Source organism: Caballeronia sp. GAWG2-1 (genome assembly GCF_023631405.1).
Lineage (GTDB): Bacteria > Pseudomonadota > Gammaproteobacteria > Burkholderiales > Burkholderiaceae > Caballeronia.
Window position 1 is genome coordinate 44,407 of sequence record NZ_JALQDD010000043.1, and the last position, 14,904, is coordinate 59,310.

At 60.3% G+C, this 14,904-nt stretch carries 12 protein-coding genes; 4 read left to right on the plus strand and 8 right to left on the minus strand.

The genetic code is table 11. The features are described 5' to 3' along the window. Positions 1–170 precede the first annotated feature (170 nt). The 3 genes from NCR98_RS30080 to NCR98_RS30090 form a co-directional block, all read right to left on the minus strand. Positions 171–1,949: a hypothetical protein gene (locus NCR98_RS30080; protein WP_250528145.1), complete on the minus strand. Its 1,779-nt coding sequence runs from the start codon at positions 1,947–1,949 to the stop codon at positions 171–173. Positions 1,950–2,238: 289 nt separating this feature from the next. Then, entirely contained in the window at positions 2,239–3,399 is a 1,161-nt protein-coding gene (locus NCR98_RS30085) for a helix-turn-helix transcriptional regulator (RefSeq protein WP_250494966.1), read from the minus strand. Between the two features lie 175 nt (positions 3,400–3,574). Next, complete coding sequence (locus NCR98_RS30090) at positions 3,575–4,600, minus strand: AraC family transcriptional regulator ligand-binding domain-containing protein (protein ID WP_250528146.1); 1,026 nt, start codon at positions 4,598–4,600, stop codon at positions 3,575–3,577. A 157-nt stretch (positions 4,601–4,757) separates the two neighbouring features. On the opposite strand from NCR98_RS30090, the gene kce reads away from it, so the two are divergent. Then, complete coding sequence (gene kce / locus NCR98_RS30095) at positions 4,758–5,696, plus strand: 3,5-dioxohexanoate:acetyl-CoA acetone transferase (protein ID WP_250528147.1); 939 nt, start codon at positions 4,758–4,760, stop codon at positions 5,694–5,696. 57 nt (positions 5,697–5,753) lie between these two features. Continuing rightward, on the plus strand, positions 5,754–7,106 hold the full coding sequence (locus tag NCR98_RS30100; protein WP_250494968.1) for an MFS transporter: 1,353 nt from the start codon (positions 5,754–5,756) through the stop codon (positions 7,104–7,106). Between the two features lie 142 nt (positions 7,107–7,248). Here the strand turns inward: NCR98_RS30100 and NCR98_RS30105 are convergent, their stop codons facing one another. From NCR98_RS30105 to NCR98_RS30120, 4 genes are all read right to left on the minus strand, one after another. Continuing rightward, a complete protein-coding gene (locus NCR98_RS30105) occupies positions 7,249–8,319 on the minus strand; it encodes an SDR family oxidoreductase (protein WP_250528148.1) in 1,071 nt (356 codons plus the stop codon). 177 nt (positions 8,320–8,496) lie between these two features. After that, the gene (locus tag NCR98_RS30110) at positions 8,497–9,639 is read right to left on the minus strand and encodes a substrate-binding domain-containing protein (RefSeq protein WP_250528149.1); all 1,143 of its coding nucleotides are present in this window, start codon (positions 9,637–9,639) and stop codon (positions 8,497–8,499) included. A 98-nt stretch (positions 9,640–9,737) separates the two neighbouring features. After that, positions 9,738–10,736 carry an ABC transporter permease gene (locus NCR98_RS30115; protein WP_250528150.1) on the minus strand — a complete coding sequence of 333 codons (999 nt, stop codon included), beginning with the start codon at positions 10,734–10,736 and terminating at the stop codon, positions 9,738–9,740. Then, positions 10,733–12,319 carry a sugar ABC transporter ATP-binding protein gene (locus NCR98_RS30120; protein WP_250528151.1) on the minus strand — a complete coding sequence of 529 codons (1,587 nt, stop codon included), beginning with the start codon at positions 12,317–12,319 and terminating at the stop codon, positions 10,733–10,735. Before NCR98_RS30120 ends, NCR98_RS30115 begins: the two co-directional genes overlap by 4 nt. A gap of 326 nt (positions 12,320–12,645) precedes the next feature. On the opposite strand from NCR98_RS30120, the gene NCR98_RS30125 reads away from it, so the two are divergent. Next, the gene (locus NCR98_RS30125) at positions 12,646–13,050 is read left to right on the plus strand and encodes a DUF6632 domain-containing protein (RefSeq protein ID WP_310390846.1); all 405 of its coding nucleotides are present in this window, start codon (positions 12,646–12,648) and stop codon (positions 13,048–13,050) included. A 70-nt stretch (positions 13,051–13,120) separates the two neighbouring features. Here NCR98_RS30125 and NCR98_RS30130 read toward each other — a convergent pair whose 3' ends face one another. Further along, positions 13,121–13,342: a YjzC family protein gene (locus tag NCR98_RS30130; RefSeq protein ID WP_244831714.1), complete on the minus strand. Its 222-nt coding sequence runs from the start codon at positions 13,340–13,342 to the stop codon at positions 13,121–13,123. Between the two features lie 428 nt (positions 13,343–13,770). On the opposite strand from NCR98_RS30130, the gene NCR98_RS30135 reads away from it, so the two are divergent. After that, on the plus strand, positions 13,771–14,895 hold the full coding sequence (locus NCR98_RS30135; RefSeq protein ID WP_250509151.1) for a sensor histidine kinase: 1,125 nt from the start codon (positions 13,771–13,773) through the stop codon (positions 14,893–14,895). Positions 14,896–14,904: the final 9 nt, after the last annotated feature.

The window sequence follows — 14,904 nt, forward strand, 5'->3', positions numbered from 1 at the left end:
CCGCGCAAGCCCCGACGTGTGGGGTGGGCCACAGGCAAAACCGGTCTCTCTCGGAATCTCCGTGAAAATACGGTGTTTCGTGTTGATTGTTTCCTAGTATGTTTAGGTGGACTGGGTTTTAAGTATTGATATAAAAACGGATGAACGCCGAAGCGCGTCTCCCTCGTCTGCTACTCCTTCTTGTCATCCACCTGCATGATCCAGTGGCCGCCCGCATTGAGAAACCGCGCCTCGGAAGTCTCACCGCCACCGCTGCCAAGCGTCGTGAACATGCCACGCATGGCATCGGCGGGTCCGCCCGATATGTTCATCGAATAGTCGCAGACATAACCCGGCTTGCCCGATGCCGGCGCGCAACCGAGCTTCTGAAACGAGTCGATCCGCATGGGTTCGTTACCGCGCACCGACTTGCTGCCCATGAACATGGTGGTCAGGCAGAGCATGGCATCGCCGCTCGTGAGCCTTGAACGGTCGGCCTGCTGGCAACGCTCGTTTTGCGACGAGATACCTCGCGCGATGGCCTGCGCCCGATTGTTGACCGCATCGTACATTTCCGCCGCCGTGGGTTCGCCGCCCGAATGCGATGCCCGCTCGGATGACTTCGATGTGGCGCGCGGCTGTGCATCGGCGACGGCGACCGGACGCGCCGAGTCGTTGCCGGACGATGCCTCGTACGCATCGCCGAGCGCGCTGCGTTTGCGCAAGTCTTCTTGCTGCGCGACCATCGCTGTGGCAATCGCCACGCCGGCCGGCGCGTTGGCATCGCTATCCATCAGATAACGCGACTTGATCTGCGCGATCTCCTCGCCCGAACGAGCGTGCCTGATCTGCTGCTCGATTTCTCCTCGCGAGCTTTCGAGCGCCTGGGCGCGTCGGCTCAGAAAATATTGGTAGGTTTCCTGAACGCTCGGCACACGCTCCATGCCGTCGTAGCGCCGGCGGAAGTCCGCGCTCCACGTACGCCCCTGCTGCAGGCCGGCCAAACCAGTGCCGAGCGCATCGATGCTCTGCCGCTCGACGGCTTCCTGCGCCGTGCCCAACTGATTGAGCGCGACGCCGATCTTCGCCATCTCGGCGTTGCGCGATGTCGTGAGCGCCGTGGAGAACGCTGGCCGGTTTTGCATGCGATACAACTTCGCCAGTTCCACCATGCCGGGATAACCGCGCGCGTTGTCGATGGCCTGCGCCGTCTGCGCGTCCTCGACAGGTATCGCCACGCGTTGTTCGACAACCGTCATGCGTTTCGCGAACTCATCGCGCTCGGCGCGGGGTGCTTGCGGCAGAATCTTTTGCGCCGATGCTTCGATCTCGATCAAACGCGCGTGGCCCGTTTCATCGGCTTTGAGCGACTCCGCTTCCGTCGCGAGTTCCGTGAGTCCGCCAGTCGCGGCGCGCGACTGCGCGAGCAGGCGCAGATTGCTGTTATAGCGGAAAGAAGTCATCGCGCGAGTGGCGGCGGCCTTCTGATCGGGCGGAATCGATGCGAGCGGTCCGGTCGTGCTGAAACAGTGCGGCAAGATCTTGCTGGTGTACTCCGTCAGCATCTTCGGGTCTATCTGATCGTAGGTCTTGCCGAACACGGGAGCAAAGCGCGCATCCTGAATCAGCGCTGTCACGGCCGGGTCCGATTGCGGCGATTGCGCCGCACTCATGCCACCGCCGCCAGCGGGAAGCGGTCCGGATGTGAGCCACGTTTTTACGTCGTCACACTGCGCCTTTGCTTCGTATTTCTCGTATTGTCCCTTCGCTGCGTTGACGAGCGGTTGCACATGAAGGTTCGCTCCGCCGCCACGCAGACTGTTCATGATCTGGCCGAAATTGAGGCCGTCGGCGAAGGCATCGGGCGCGAGCGTCGCACAACAGAAACCGGCGAGCACGACGCCGGTGCGGCGCAACGACAACGAACTTGCTACGACGCCAGCGCGCGCCGCATTCCGGGCGGTAATCATGTTCGCTCTCCCAAATGACTGATGAATTGCCCTGGTATCCGGATCTTATTAAGGATGTACAGCACGAAGACCACGCGACGATCAACCGACGCGGGCCGCTCGTAATGCATGGTCTCCTCGCGATACGATTCGTCGCGCCAGCATGAAAACGCAGGGCGGCTCACCCAGAACAGGGCGGCCATGTCGTGATCGCGCTCGGTCGTGAATGACGCGCTCGGAACGCGAGACGCTATGAATCTACGGCGGACGGGGCGGGCAGTCGTCTCCCAAATAGGAGATGCGTGAGGGCTTACGGATGAGGCGAAATGCTCGCGACGCTACGGGCCACCAGTGCGGCAAGCGCGCCTTGTCTGCTGGTGCCGGTCTTGGAAAGCACTTTCTTCAGATGCGAGCGCACGGTGCCGAGCCCGACGCCGAGCGTGGCGGCAATCTGATCGAGCGATTGTCCTTCGCCGATAGCGACCGCTATCGCCGCTTCCGCGCGCGTCAGTCCGAACAGGTCCCGAAGCGTGCGCGTGGCGGAATCCCCGGAAACCTCAGGATCGCGAATGAAAATGCTTGCCGCTGGGCGTGACACATCCGCCGACGCCCAATTGGCACGCCACGGCGCCACGAGCAAGGTGAGCGGCAATCTGCCTTGCCGTGGCACGGCGAGCGCCGCGCCAGCCGCGTGAGCCGCGCCGTTCGAGGTTTGCACGGCGTCGCGTATCAGCTTTGCAAGCCGGCTGTTCAATGCGGGACTGTTCATGCACACGCGCCGTGCATGCGTGCGAATCTCGGATGACGAAGCCAGTAGATTCTCGGCAGCGCGGTTCGCATACAAGACCATGCACGATGCATCGACCACGAGCACGCTGGTCTCGATGCAATCGAGCGCATCCACTGCCGCGCGTTGTGCGAGCGCGGTGTCGCGCAACCGTTCGCGCAAGCCGAGCGCGCGGCGCACATGCGGAAACAGCACGCCCAGTTCCTGACGATCGTTCTCTACAAAACGCCCTGCGGAAAGCGGCCGATGCACGCCAAGCACACCTGTCTCACCATTGCCAACGGGAAACAGCACCCCAACCATATGATAAATATCGAGCCGCCGCGTCCAGTCCTGATAGAAGCCGGTGCGCTCGAATTGCGTATCGGGCATGAGGCTTTGGCTCGTGAATACTTCGCCCGGATGAAGCCGCGCGGAGTGTTCGACCCATAGATCGTTCCGATGCCAGTAATCCGCCCAGGCCTGTTCGTTCGGCGCGACACGCAGATTGTCGGTCACGCTTGCGAGCTTTGGACCGCGAGGACCGCCGCATGTCTTGAGCACGCCGCTCGTGGCGTCGAACGCTCGTGCAATGGCCGAAGCCACGCCGGCCCATTGAGCGTCGTCGAGCGCGGCATCGTAGAGAAGACTGATTACCGGACCGAGCCGGTCTTGATGTCCGACCGGTTTATTGTCTGCGTCCATGATCTTTGCCTCGCGGTTGCTCACGAGTTCAGGACCGAAGCGTGGTCCGTAGACGAAGGCCTTCGGGTTGCAAGGCCTCGAATGGAATTGCAGATTACACCTTAGGTAACCGAACTAAAAGGGAAAGCTTTGAGTGAGTAGTGCACCGGCAGAGTGCGAATGTGTCCGCAATTATTTATCGTCGCAGCTCGCCAGGCCCTTTGCCCGTCCACCGCTTGAGCGCGCGGCGGAAGTTCGCCGCATCGCTGAAGCCGAGAAGCATCGCGACGTCGTCGGTGCTCATCTTCGTCGTCTTCAGATATTCGAGTGCGAGCGAACGTTTTACATCGTCCACGAGAGCCACGAACGACGTCCCTTCCTCATCCAGACGACGCCGCAACGTGCGCGTGGTGAGATGCATCGATTCGGCGACCGCTTCCATGCCCGGAAAAACGCCGGGTGTGCTCATCAGGACCTGATACACCTCACCCGATACACCGCTCGATGTCTTCGCCTGACCGATCAACCGGTCGCACGTCTCCTGAAGCAGCGCTGCCGTGAGCTTGTGCGCGAGTTGCGGCTTGCGGTCGAGAATGGCGCTGTCGTAGACGAGCTCGCATTGCGGCTGATCGAAATAGCACGGGCAGCCGAGATATTTCGGATAGATATCCGCGTGCGCGGGCGCAGGATACGAAAAGCACGCCTTGACCGGCGGACAGACGCTGCCCGCAACATCCTGAAGATGCGTCACATGCTGCGTGTATTGCTGTTCGATGATGAACTTGCGCAGTTCACGCGATGGGCTCGAGATAAATGCATCCGGGAAAGTCCAGACCATTCTGTCGGGATATTCGGTCCATTCGATAGCGACTGTCGGTGTCGCGAGCCGGTGATACCGCACGCCCAGCTTGAAGTAGTCGCGCAACGAGAGACATGACATCAGCGCGTATCCATACATGCCGTAAGCCGACAGATGCAGCTTGCCGCCGACCTTGAACGGCGTGGCCGGTTCGCACGACAGCGCCACTGCATTCCGGCAAACGGTAGCGTATTGCCCGATGGAGGTCAGCACGGAAGCGTCTTGCAACTCCTCCGCGCTCACGCCTACGCCGCGCAGACTGTCCGCCGCAGCAATGCCTTGCTCCGCCAGCACCTCGACCAGCGCGGCGATCTTGTAGGGCGCGTAGATGCGCTCGTTGAGCGGCGGGCGGGTCGTCGCCATGACTCTCCTCGCAATGTCCTCGCGGGACTTCCGTGTGTCCGAAAATGACCTTTTCGACGAGATGCTATCTCACTACTATCAGTGTCACAAGAGTTCGTCCGTCGATACGGGCGGCATCGAGACCCGATGAAAACTCAATGGAGACAAGGATAGTCAGATGAGCAATCCGGCCCGCAAGGTCATCATTTCGTGCGCCGTCACGGGCGCGACCCACGTTCCGTCGATGTCGGAATATCTTCCGCTCACGCCCGCGGACATTTGCGATCAGGCAATCGAAGCAGCCGAGGCGGGTGCCGCGATCATCCATCTGCATGCGCGCGATCCCGTAGACGGAAGGCCCACGCCAAGCCTCGATATCTTCAGGCAGTTCGCGCCGGCCATCGCGGAGGCGACCGACGCTGTCATCAACATTACGACAGGCGGCAGCACGCGCATGACGCTCGAAGAACGGCTTGCTTATCCGCTGCATGCCGCGCCGGAGATGTGCTCGCTCAACATGGGCTCGATGAACTTCTCGATTCATCCACTCGCCGCGAAGATGTCGACGTGGCGTTACGACTGGGAGAAGGACTACGTCGAAGGCATGGAGGACATGATCTTTCGCAATACCTTCAGGGATATCAAGCGAATCCTCCAGCAACTCGGCGACAAGGGCACGCGCTTCGAGTTCGAATGCTACGACCTTGGGCATCTCTACAATCTCGCGCATTTCGTCGATCAGGGGCTCGTCAAGCCGCCGTTCTTCATTCAATCCGTGTTCGGCATTCTCGGCGGCATGGGCGCGGACCCGGAGAATATGACGGTCATGCGCACAACCGCGGATCGTCTCTTCGGACGCGACAACTATCACTTCTCGGTGCTCGGCGCCGGACGTCATCAGATGCCGCTCGTCACCATGAGCGCCATTCTTGGCGGCAATGTGCGCGTGGGTCTGGAGGACAGCGTGTATATCGCAAAGGGCGTGAAGGCCGAATCGAACGCGCAGCAGGTCAGAAAGATTCGCCGCATTCTGGAAGAGCTTTCGTTCGAGATCGCAACGCCTGCCGATGCACGGCGAATGCTCGGTCTCAAGGGACGCGACGAAGTCACGCTCTGAATCCCATGCTCAACGCTGCCACATAAAAGAACAGCAGCGGACTTATCAGGAGACAACATGAACCACGGCTTGGTCAAAGACAGTATCGATGCGCTGCATCGCGTGGCGACGAAGAAGGCGATGCTGAAGCTGATCCCGCTCATGTGCGCGATCTACTTCATGTCCTTTCTCGATCGCACGAACGTCGCGCTTGCAAAGGCGCAGCTTGCCGCCGATGTCGGCATCAGCGCGGCGGCATATGGGCTCGGCTCGGGCATCTTCTTTATCGGCTATGCGTTGCTGGAAGTGCCGAGCAATCTCGCGGCGCATCGCGTGGGTCCACGGCGATGGATCGCGCGTATCGCGGTGAGCTGGGGCATTCTTTCCACCGCGATGATGTTCGTGCAAGGCGAATGGTCGTTCTATGCGCTGCGCGTGCTCTTGGGCATCGCCGAGGCCGGGCTCTTTCCGGCGCTCATGTACATGGTGACGCTGTGGTTCGCGCCCGCCGACCGGCCCATCGCGGTCGGCTGGATTTACACGGCGCCCGCGCTTGCACTCGTTCTCGGCAATCCGCTCGGCGGCGCGCTGATGCAACTGGGCGGCATGGGCGGTCTGCACGGCTGGCAATGGATGTTCATGATCGAAGGCATCCCGAGCGTGCTGGCGGGCGTGCTGCTCTACTTCAAGCTGCCGGAGCGTCCGCGCGATGCCCGCTGGCTTTCGACCGATGAAGCGCAAGTGCTGGAAGCACGCGCCGTCATCGATACGCACGGTCATTCCGAACTCACTTCGGAAGACTGGCTCGCCGCGATCAAGCGGCCGACGACCGTGCTCATCGGCCTCATCTATTTCTTGAATCAGGTGGCGTTCGTCGGGCTTTACTTCTTCACGCCTGCAATGATTCAGCAGATGCATGTGAAGACGCCGTTTATCGTCGGCTTGTTGTCGAGCAGTGTGGGTATCGGCTTTCTGCTGGGCGTGTTGATCTTGCCGCGCATTCATCGGCGCTACGGCAACGACTGCGTGTATCTCGGCATTCTGACGGCGGGACTCGTCGCGGCCGGATGCGTGTTCGTCGCGACATCTGTTCCCGCGGCGCGCATGGTGTTGCTCGCGGTCACGGCGTTCTTCGCGGGCGGCGTGTTGCCTTCGTACTGGGCTATCGCAATGAAGCGACTGCAAGGCATTCAGGCGGCGGCGGGGCTTGCTTTCATCAACACCGTCGGGTTGATCGGCGGTTTCGTCGGGCCGTATTTGTTCGGTATGACCGAGACCATCACGGGCCGCAGCGATTCGGGTTTCATGGTGATTCTCGGGGCGTCCGTGCTTGGACTGGCGCTCATTCCGGTGTTCGCAAGAGCGATTCGACGCGAAGATGTGAGTGCATCGCGTGTGACTGAAGGCGGTGCGGCGAGCGCGCATTCGTAAGCGGTCGAGCAGTTGCGGCGTGATTCTTCGCGAACGCATGGGAGGCACGATTGCCGCGTCTGCGGGAAGCGCTAGCGTCGCAAGCGACGGCAACATCACAGGGCAGGCCATCGGTCTCGATGGCCTGCCCCATGTACGAAACTTAGCCAGGAATAACCTTCGCCGCCTTCAGCTTCTCGAACAACTCAAAGAATGAATCAGGCGTGCTTTGATAGTCGAGAAATCCGGCTTTGCGGCTCTTGGTCATATCGGTGAGCACTTCCATTGGCCGGCCAAGGTCGGCGTCGGTATGCCACCACGAAGCCAGCTTCTCCACGTTCGCTTCAATAAGACCGAAGCGCGCCGCGATCTCGGCCCACAAACGCGGCGCGTCCTGCATGCGCGATTCGAGCGGACGCGTTTCGCCATCGAACGGCGCGGCCTCGATGCCGAAGTATTCCGCGAGCTGCGACCACATCCAGTTCCAGCGGAAGACATCGCCATTGACCACGTTGAAGTCTTCGTTACGCGCATTGGGCGAAGTCGATGCCCATTCGAGATGACGCGCCAGAAGGCGTGCATCGGTCATGTCCGTGAGACTGTTCCATTGCGCGGGTGAACCGGGGAACACGAACGGTGCGCCGGTTTCCTTGCAAAGCGTCGCGTACACGGCAAGCGTGACGCCCATGTTCATGGCGTTGCCGAGCGCAAAGCCGATGATCGTATGCGGCCGATGCACGCTCCAGCCGAAGCCATATTTCTTCGCGGCTTCAAAGACCTTGTCTTCCTGCTCGTAATAGAAGTTGTCGACGTCCTGCCGCCCTTGTTCCTCGCGAAACGGCGTGAGCGGCACCTTGCCTTTACCATATGCTTCGAACGGGCCGAGATAGTGCTTGAGGCCGGTCACGAGCGCGGCATGTTCGAGCTTGCCGGTGGGTCCAAGCGCATCGAGTACATGTCGCACCATGGCGCCATTCACGCGGATGTTTTCTTTCTCGGTGGCTTGCCGCGCCCATGCCGTGAAAAACACGTGGCTGAAGTGCTGCCCGTTGAGTGCTTCGCTGACCGACTCCGCTGAAGTCAGGTCGGCGGTCACGGATTCAACGCCTTCGCGCAGGGCCGAGCGGCCGCGCGAAAGACCGGTTACGTGCCAGTCGTCGAGCGTTAGAAGATGTTCCGCGAGATTGCCGCCGACAATACCCGTCGCGCCGATGATAAGTGCTCGTTTTTGCATGGAGATGTGCCTGTGATGAGGATCGATGCGAATCTTGGTGTCGCTCGATTGTAGGCGGGATCGTGCAAACGCGTACTTTGCATACGGCGGTGCTTCATCGGACGAGCCTCACGCAAAAAGAGCGAAGCCCGCAAAGGCTTCGCTCTCGCAGTACCGCGCTGGCTGTCGGTCAGAAGATCAACCGCAAGCGGGCGCCGCCTTCTTGCAGGCATCGGCCAATTGCGGCGGCGGGTCTTTCTTGAACACGGTCTTGTAAGACTCGAGCACGTTCGACTGCACGACCGGCAGCGACTGCACGCCAATCCACGCGGGCGGTGTCTGGCCGATCAGCGCCTTCATCATCGCCATGGCTTCGGCTGCGCCCTGATCGTACGGACGTTGCGAGCCCGTCGCCTTGAGCGGACCGCCCTTGGCAATCTCGATTGCCGATTCGAGCCCCAGGTCCACCGTCGTCACAGGCGTGTTGATACCCTGCGCGCGCATCGACGTAAGCGTGTCCAGCGCGGGCTGATCCCACACGGCGAACACGCCCTTGACGTCCGGATTCGCCGTCAGAAAGTCGCCCGCAATCTGCCCGACTTTCGACGGATCGGTGAACGCGACCTGCTTGATCTTGATGTCCGCGCGATTCTTCTTCAGCCAGTCGTTGACGGCTTTGGTCCGCTCCGTCGTGCTGAAGTAATCGACGCCGAAGTTCACGAGACCGACCGTGCCGTCTTTCGGCACGCACGACGCAAGCACCTTCGCCGCGATCTGGCCGTTGCCTTCGCTATCGGCCGAGACCATGGCCGCGTACTGCTCGGGATGCTTGAGGCCGGTTGGCACGTTGTCCATGAACACGAGCTTGATGCCCGCTTGCGAGACCTTCTTGTAGGTCGCGGCCGTTGCCGTGCCATCCACGGGAATGGAGATGATGCCGTCCGGATGGCGCTGGATCGTGTTCTCGATATCGGCGATCTGCTTGTCGACCTGATACTCGGCCGATGCCGTGCCGATCACTTCCACGCCGTACTTCTTGAGCGTATCCGTAATGCCTTGCACTTGAAGTTGCGACCAGTCGAGGTTCATCGTCTGCATCGAAATGCCGACCTTGAACTTGCCGGCCTTGACCTTGGCGGCTTCGGCATCGGTCAGCTTGACGGCATCGACGGCTGCCGCCTTCTCGCCATTCGGTCCCTGGCCGACGATGCCCGTTGGCCCGATCGACGCCACATTCAGCTTTTCGCACGATTGCGCGAACGCCTGCGCACAGCACAGAGCCATGGCAGTCGCCGCCGCGACACTCGCCAGCTTTACACCTGATCCACGACGATAGTTCATGTCTTGCCTCCATTGGTCGCGTTGTACTTCGTCTCCTGCTTTTTTGACTTGCCTTTCGTGGTCTCTCACGCAATGTCGATCTGCGCGGGAAACCAAAACTACTTGCGCGTGAACGCGACTGCCGCGACGATGATCACGCCCTTGATGACGAGTTGCAGCGACGAACTCACGCCGAGCAGCACAAGCCCGTTATTCAGCGTGCCGATGATGAGACTGCCAAGCAGCGTGCCTAGAATGAAGCCGCGTCCGCCGAAAAGACTGCACCCGCCGAGCGTGACGGAGGCAATCACGTCGAGTTCCATGCCCTGCACGACGTCCGGGCGCGCCGCATGCGAACGCGCGGACAAGACGAGCGCGGCGAGGCCGGCAAGCGCGCCCGTCAGCACGAATGCGAGCGTCGTCACGCGGCGAATGTTGATGCCCGAGTAGAGCGCGGCCGTGGGATTGCCGCCGGCTGCATAGATTTGCCGGCCGAACACGCTGTAATGCAGAAGCAGAATGCCGCCGATCACGGCAAGCAAGGTCCAGATGATCGGCACCGGCACGCCTGCAATGTCGCCTTCGCCGAAGATCGCAATGAAATGATCGTTCGTGATGATCTCGGGCCGCGTCGTCGTAACCATCAATGCAAGTCCGCGCGCCGCGCTCAAGCTGCCGAGCGTCACGAGAAACGAGGGAATGTTCAAACGCGTCGTGACGAGACCGTTGATCGCGCCGACGATCGCGCCCGTGCCAATGCCCGCGATCGCGCCGATGACCCAGCTATCGCCGATATGCGACATCGCGAGCGCGGCGGCCATGCCGGACAGCGCGAGCGACGATCCCACCGACAAGTCGATCTGCCGCGCGATGATCACGAATGTCATGCCGATAGCGATAATCGACACGAGCGCCGTCTGGCGGCCGATGTTGAGGAAGTTGTCGATGGAGAGAAACCACGGCGACGCGAAGCTGAACACCACCAGCAGAATCGCGAACGCAAAGTACAGCATGTAGGGGCGGTCGCCCTGTAGCAGAAGCTGCGCAATGCGCCGTGCGCGCGAATGACGCTGGGCGCCTTGTTGTTCGGCGGGCATCGGCGAAACAGACTCGTTCATGTTGCGGGCTCTTCGGTAGGGCGGGCCAGTTGTATGAGATGGTGCAGTTCTTCCGCGTGACGAATCTCGGCGCGCTCGACAGTGCGTGTAATCGCGCCATTGGCGACGATGGAAATGCGGTCGCAGAGCCGCAGCAGTTCGTCCAGATCCGACGACACCACCACGACGCCCGTGCCTGCGCGCGCCGCGTCCTGTACCACGCCGTAGATTTCCTCGCGCGCGCCGACATCGACGCCGACCGTGGGTTCATCGAGCAACAACAAGTTCGGGCGCGGATGATTCCACTTCGCGAATACGACCTTCTGCTGGTTGCCGCCGGAGAGAAACTTCACGTGTGTCGATGCATCGGGCGCTTTCACGGAAAGCTGCTTCATCGCGACGCGTGCTTGTTGCGCGGCGGCTTTCGCGCGCAGCCATCCGCCGCTCGAAAACCGCGGCAGGCGCGGCAAGGTCAGATTGCGTTCGATCGAATGATCGAGCACGAGCCCTTGCACATGACGGTCTTCAGGCACGAGCGCGACGCCGCGCCGGATTGCATCGGAGGGACTGCGCGCGCCGAGCGGTTCGCCGTCGAGATCGATGCTGCCCGACTCCACGGGCAGCAGACCGAAGATGGTTTGCAGAATCTCCGTGCGGCCGCTGCCGATCAATCCGGCAATGCCATGCACTTCGCCCTTGCTCACGGACAAGTCGACGGCGCAAAGATGCGCGTTGCTTACCTTCGACAGCTTCAGCACGGGTGCATCTGCAGCGCGATCGGCCATCGCGACTTTGGTTTGCGCCGCCGCACCCGCCGAGGTTTCCTGACGCGCCTGCATGGCCGCATGACGCGGGCCGACGATAGCCGCGACGAGCTGCTTCATGTCGGTTTCGGCGGTGGCGAAACTTCCGGCGTTTGCACCATCGCGGAACACGGTCACGCGCTGCGAGATGCGAAAGACCTCGTTCAGCCGATGCGTCACGTAGATCACGCCGACGCCGCGCGCCGTCACGGTGCGAATAGCGTCGAAGAGAATCCGTTCTTCGCCGCCTGTCAACGCGGACGTGGGTTCGTCGAGAATCAGCACGCGCACGTCGCCCATCAGCGCCTTGCAAATCTCCGTCATCTGGCGATAGGCGAACGGCAAGGAATCCACGGGCACGCGCGGATCGAGCGGAATATTGTGTTCGCGCAAAAAGGTGCTGACCTGCGCCATGAGTTCACGTTGCCGGACGAAGCCGAGACGCGTGCGCGGTTCGCGCCCGAGCATGAGGTTGGCGCCGACGGACAACGATTCGACCAGACTCAAGTCCTGATACACGACGGCAACGCCTGCCTCGCGCGACTTTGCGGGCGATTCGAATGCGACCCGGTTGCCCGCGATTTCGATCGATCCTTCGTCGTAGGCGTGGACGCCGCTCAATATCTTGATGAGCGTGGACTTGCCCGCGCCGTTTTCGCCGAGCAGCGCGTGCACCTCGCCCGGCAGAACTTCGAGATCGACGCCGCGCAGCGCCTGCACGCCACCGAACCTTTTGGTGACGCCGGTTACACGGATCAACGGAACTGGCGGCGATGAAGCGGCCGCGACCGGCTGACTCATCCTGATGTCTCCTTCGTCGAATAGACGAATTCTTATGTTTTCGCGGTCGGGCCGCGTGTTGTGTTGTGATCTTCGCATCATGTAAATGGTGCGTCAATAACAGATAGCCCTAGTTTTCGTGTTCTGAACGGGAGAATCGCAACAATATCGACCGGTTTTGTGATGATCCTATCGTTCCGGGGACGGCGTTCTGTGACGGAGAGCTCCGAGTAATTGTCCGTCAGGCGCGCAGACGCTCGACTACATTGCCGATGCGAAGGAGCCGCCGAGTAGGGAGCGGTGCGCGGGAGTATCGTGTGCGACAAGCACGCCTTCTTTGGGAGCGCATGATGAACGACGCCCGACGACTCGCCGCCTTGCGCATCGCGCTGATTGCCGTGGGTTTAATCGCCATCTTCGCGTTATGGCCGCTCATGATCCTGTGGCCTTCCGGATGGAGTTGGCAAAGCAGCCATTCGGACTACCCGCTGATGATCGTCGGCATCTACGCGACGCTCGGCGTGTTTCTACTGATGGCATCGCGCAACCCGATGAAGCATCTGAGCCTGATCTGGTTCACGGTATGGTCGAGCGTCGTGCACGGCGCAATCATGGCTGTGCAGTCGTTCGGCGCCGAGATGGACGGCACGCGCCACGTCGGTCATTTGCTCGGCGATGTGCCTGCGTTATTTATCGTCGCGGCCGTGCTGGCTTTCCTTATGCCGCGCGAAAACAAGGCACGAGCGCTTTAATCCGCCGATGCAGTGTTCGCGGTGCGTCCCGAGTCTGTAGGACGTACCGCGACCAATACCTTATATGCGCTCAGGCTTGCGCTTGAGTTTCCTTCAACGCTTCATGCTTGTGCGAATGCGTCGCTCCGTATTTCAGCTCGAAGTGCGCGCCTTTTCCGTTTCGCGTGGGCGGAAAATGTTCGCCTTCGACGCAGGTGACTTCAAAGGTATCTTTCCCGTCCTCATAGACCACTGAGTAAATGCCCGATACTTTGACGATTTCACCGGGCTTGTACGAACTGTCGCCTGCCATTTAGCTTCTCCTTTTTGAACCACATACGGACCGACGAAAGAGCAATCGGCGTTCCGAGCGGCGTCATGCCGGTCGGTAAACGGCGCAGGGAGCCGAGTTGGTGTGAACGCGAGCGGGCGTTATTCGCTCGCTTCTCGTCGTGCGTCAGCCGAAATCGCCGATTATCAGTCGTTGCCTGCGGGAGGTCGCCAAACTGTTATTTATGGGCACGGGAGCACGGCACGGGAATAGCGATTGCGCTAGTCCAGCGGTGAAACCGTCGCCCACAACAAGAGAAAGACGATACGGTTCGAACGACAACGCGACATTAGTTTGACCAACGAAGTTTCAAGGCGGGCGGTCAAGGTCTGATCGATCCTTGTCGATGCAGGCGAGATCGTCTCCCTGAAGGACGCTTCCTGGCTTTGGACTTCATCAGGAGCAGGGCCATGATGCACGAGTTTCTCAAGAATAATCGAAGCATCTTGCTTGAACGTTGCCGCATCATGACTTTCAAGCGGAACGCTGAATCTCCGGCGATGGCGGATATAAAGATCGTCCTTCCCGAACTGCTTACGCAAATTACCGAACTTCTGCGCCAGCACCGCACCGCCGAAACTCAGAATTCGACAACGGGGCTTCCCGAACGGGGTAGATCGAACGATACCCCGATAGGCAGAACCGCACGCGAGGCAGGCAGGGTGCTATTCGGAACGGGACTCAAGATCGAAGACATCGTAGTAGGTTACGGCGATCTATGCCAGGCGATTACCGAACTGGCCGTAGAACGGGATGCGCCTTTCACGGTACAGGAGTTTCGAATACTCAATCTGTGCATCGATACGGCGGTTGCCAATGCCGTGATGGCTTATTCAGCCGCGCGAGACAACGCGCGCACGAATAGCGGCGCTCAGACGCAGACCGATGAGAACAGAATGCTCGCGCACGAGATGCGCAATCTGATCCACACTACGCTGCTTGCATTCACCGCTTTACAAAGAGGAAATCTCAGCGCGAAAGGAGCCACCGGACTACTTGCTGAGCGTAGTCTTTTGCGACTCGGCAAGCTGACTGATCGAATGCTTCGCGACTCCGCAGACCCGGCGACCGTACGTTATGACGACGTTATCTTCAGTCTTGCTCCATTAATCCTCGAAATCGAGGGAGCGGCGCGAGTGGACGCGACAGCCCGTGGAAAAAGCTTTTCCGTTACTCCGGTCGACGCGCTCATCAAGGTTCGTGGAGATCGCGACCTGTTGTATGAGGCGATAATCAACCTCTTACAGAATGCGTTCAAGTTCACCAAGGAGAAAAGCGCGGTCGCGTTGAGAATCTATGTGAATCACGACGTCTTTATTGAAATCCACGATCAGTGCGGAGGACTTCCTTGTAAGAACGGCGAGTCGATGTTCGATCCTTTCGTGCAATTCAATGCGGATCGCAGCGGACTGGGCTTAGGACTGACTATTGTGAGGCGCAACGTAGAAACTTTGAGGGGAACCGTGGAAGTGAAGGACATTCCTGGCCACGGTTGCGTCTTCATTATTCGCTTGCCGCTCGTTTCACACGCATGAAGTCGAGGT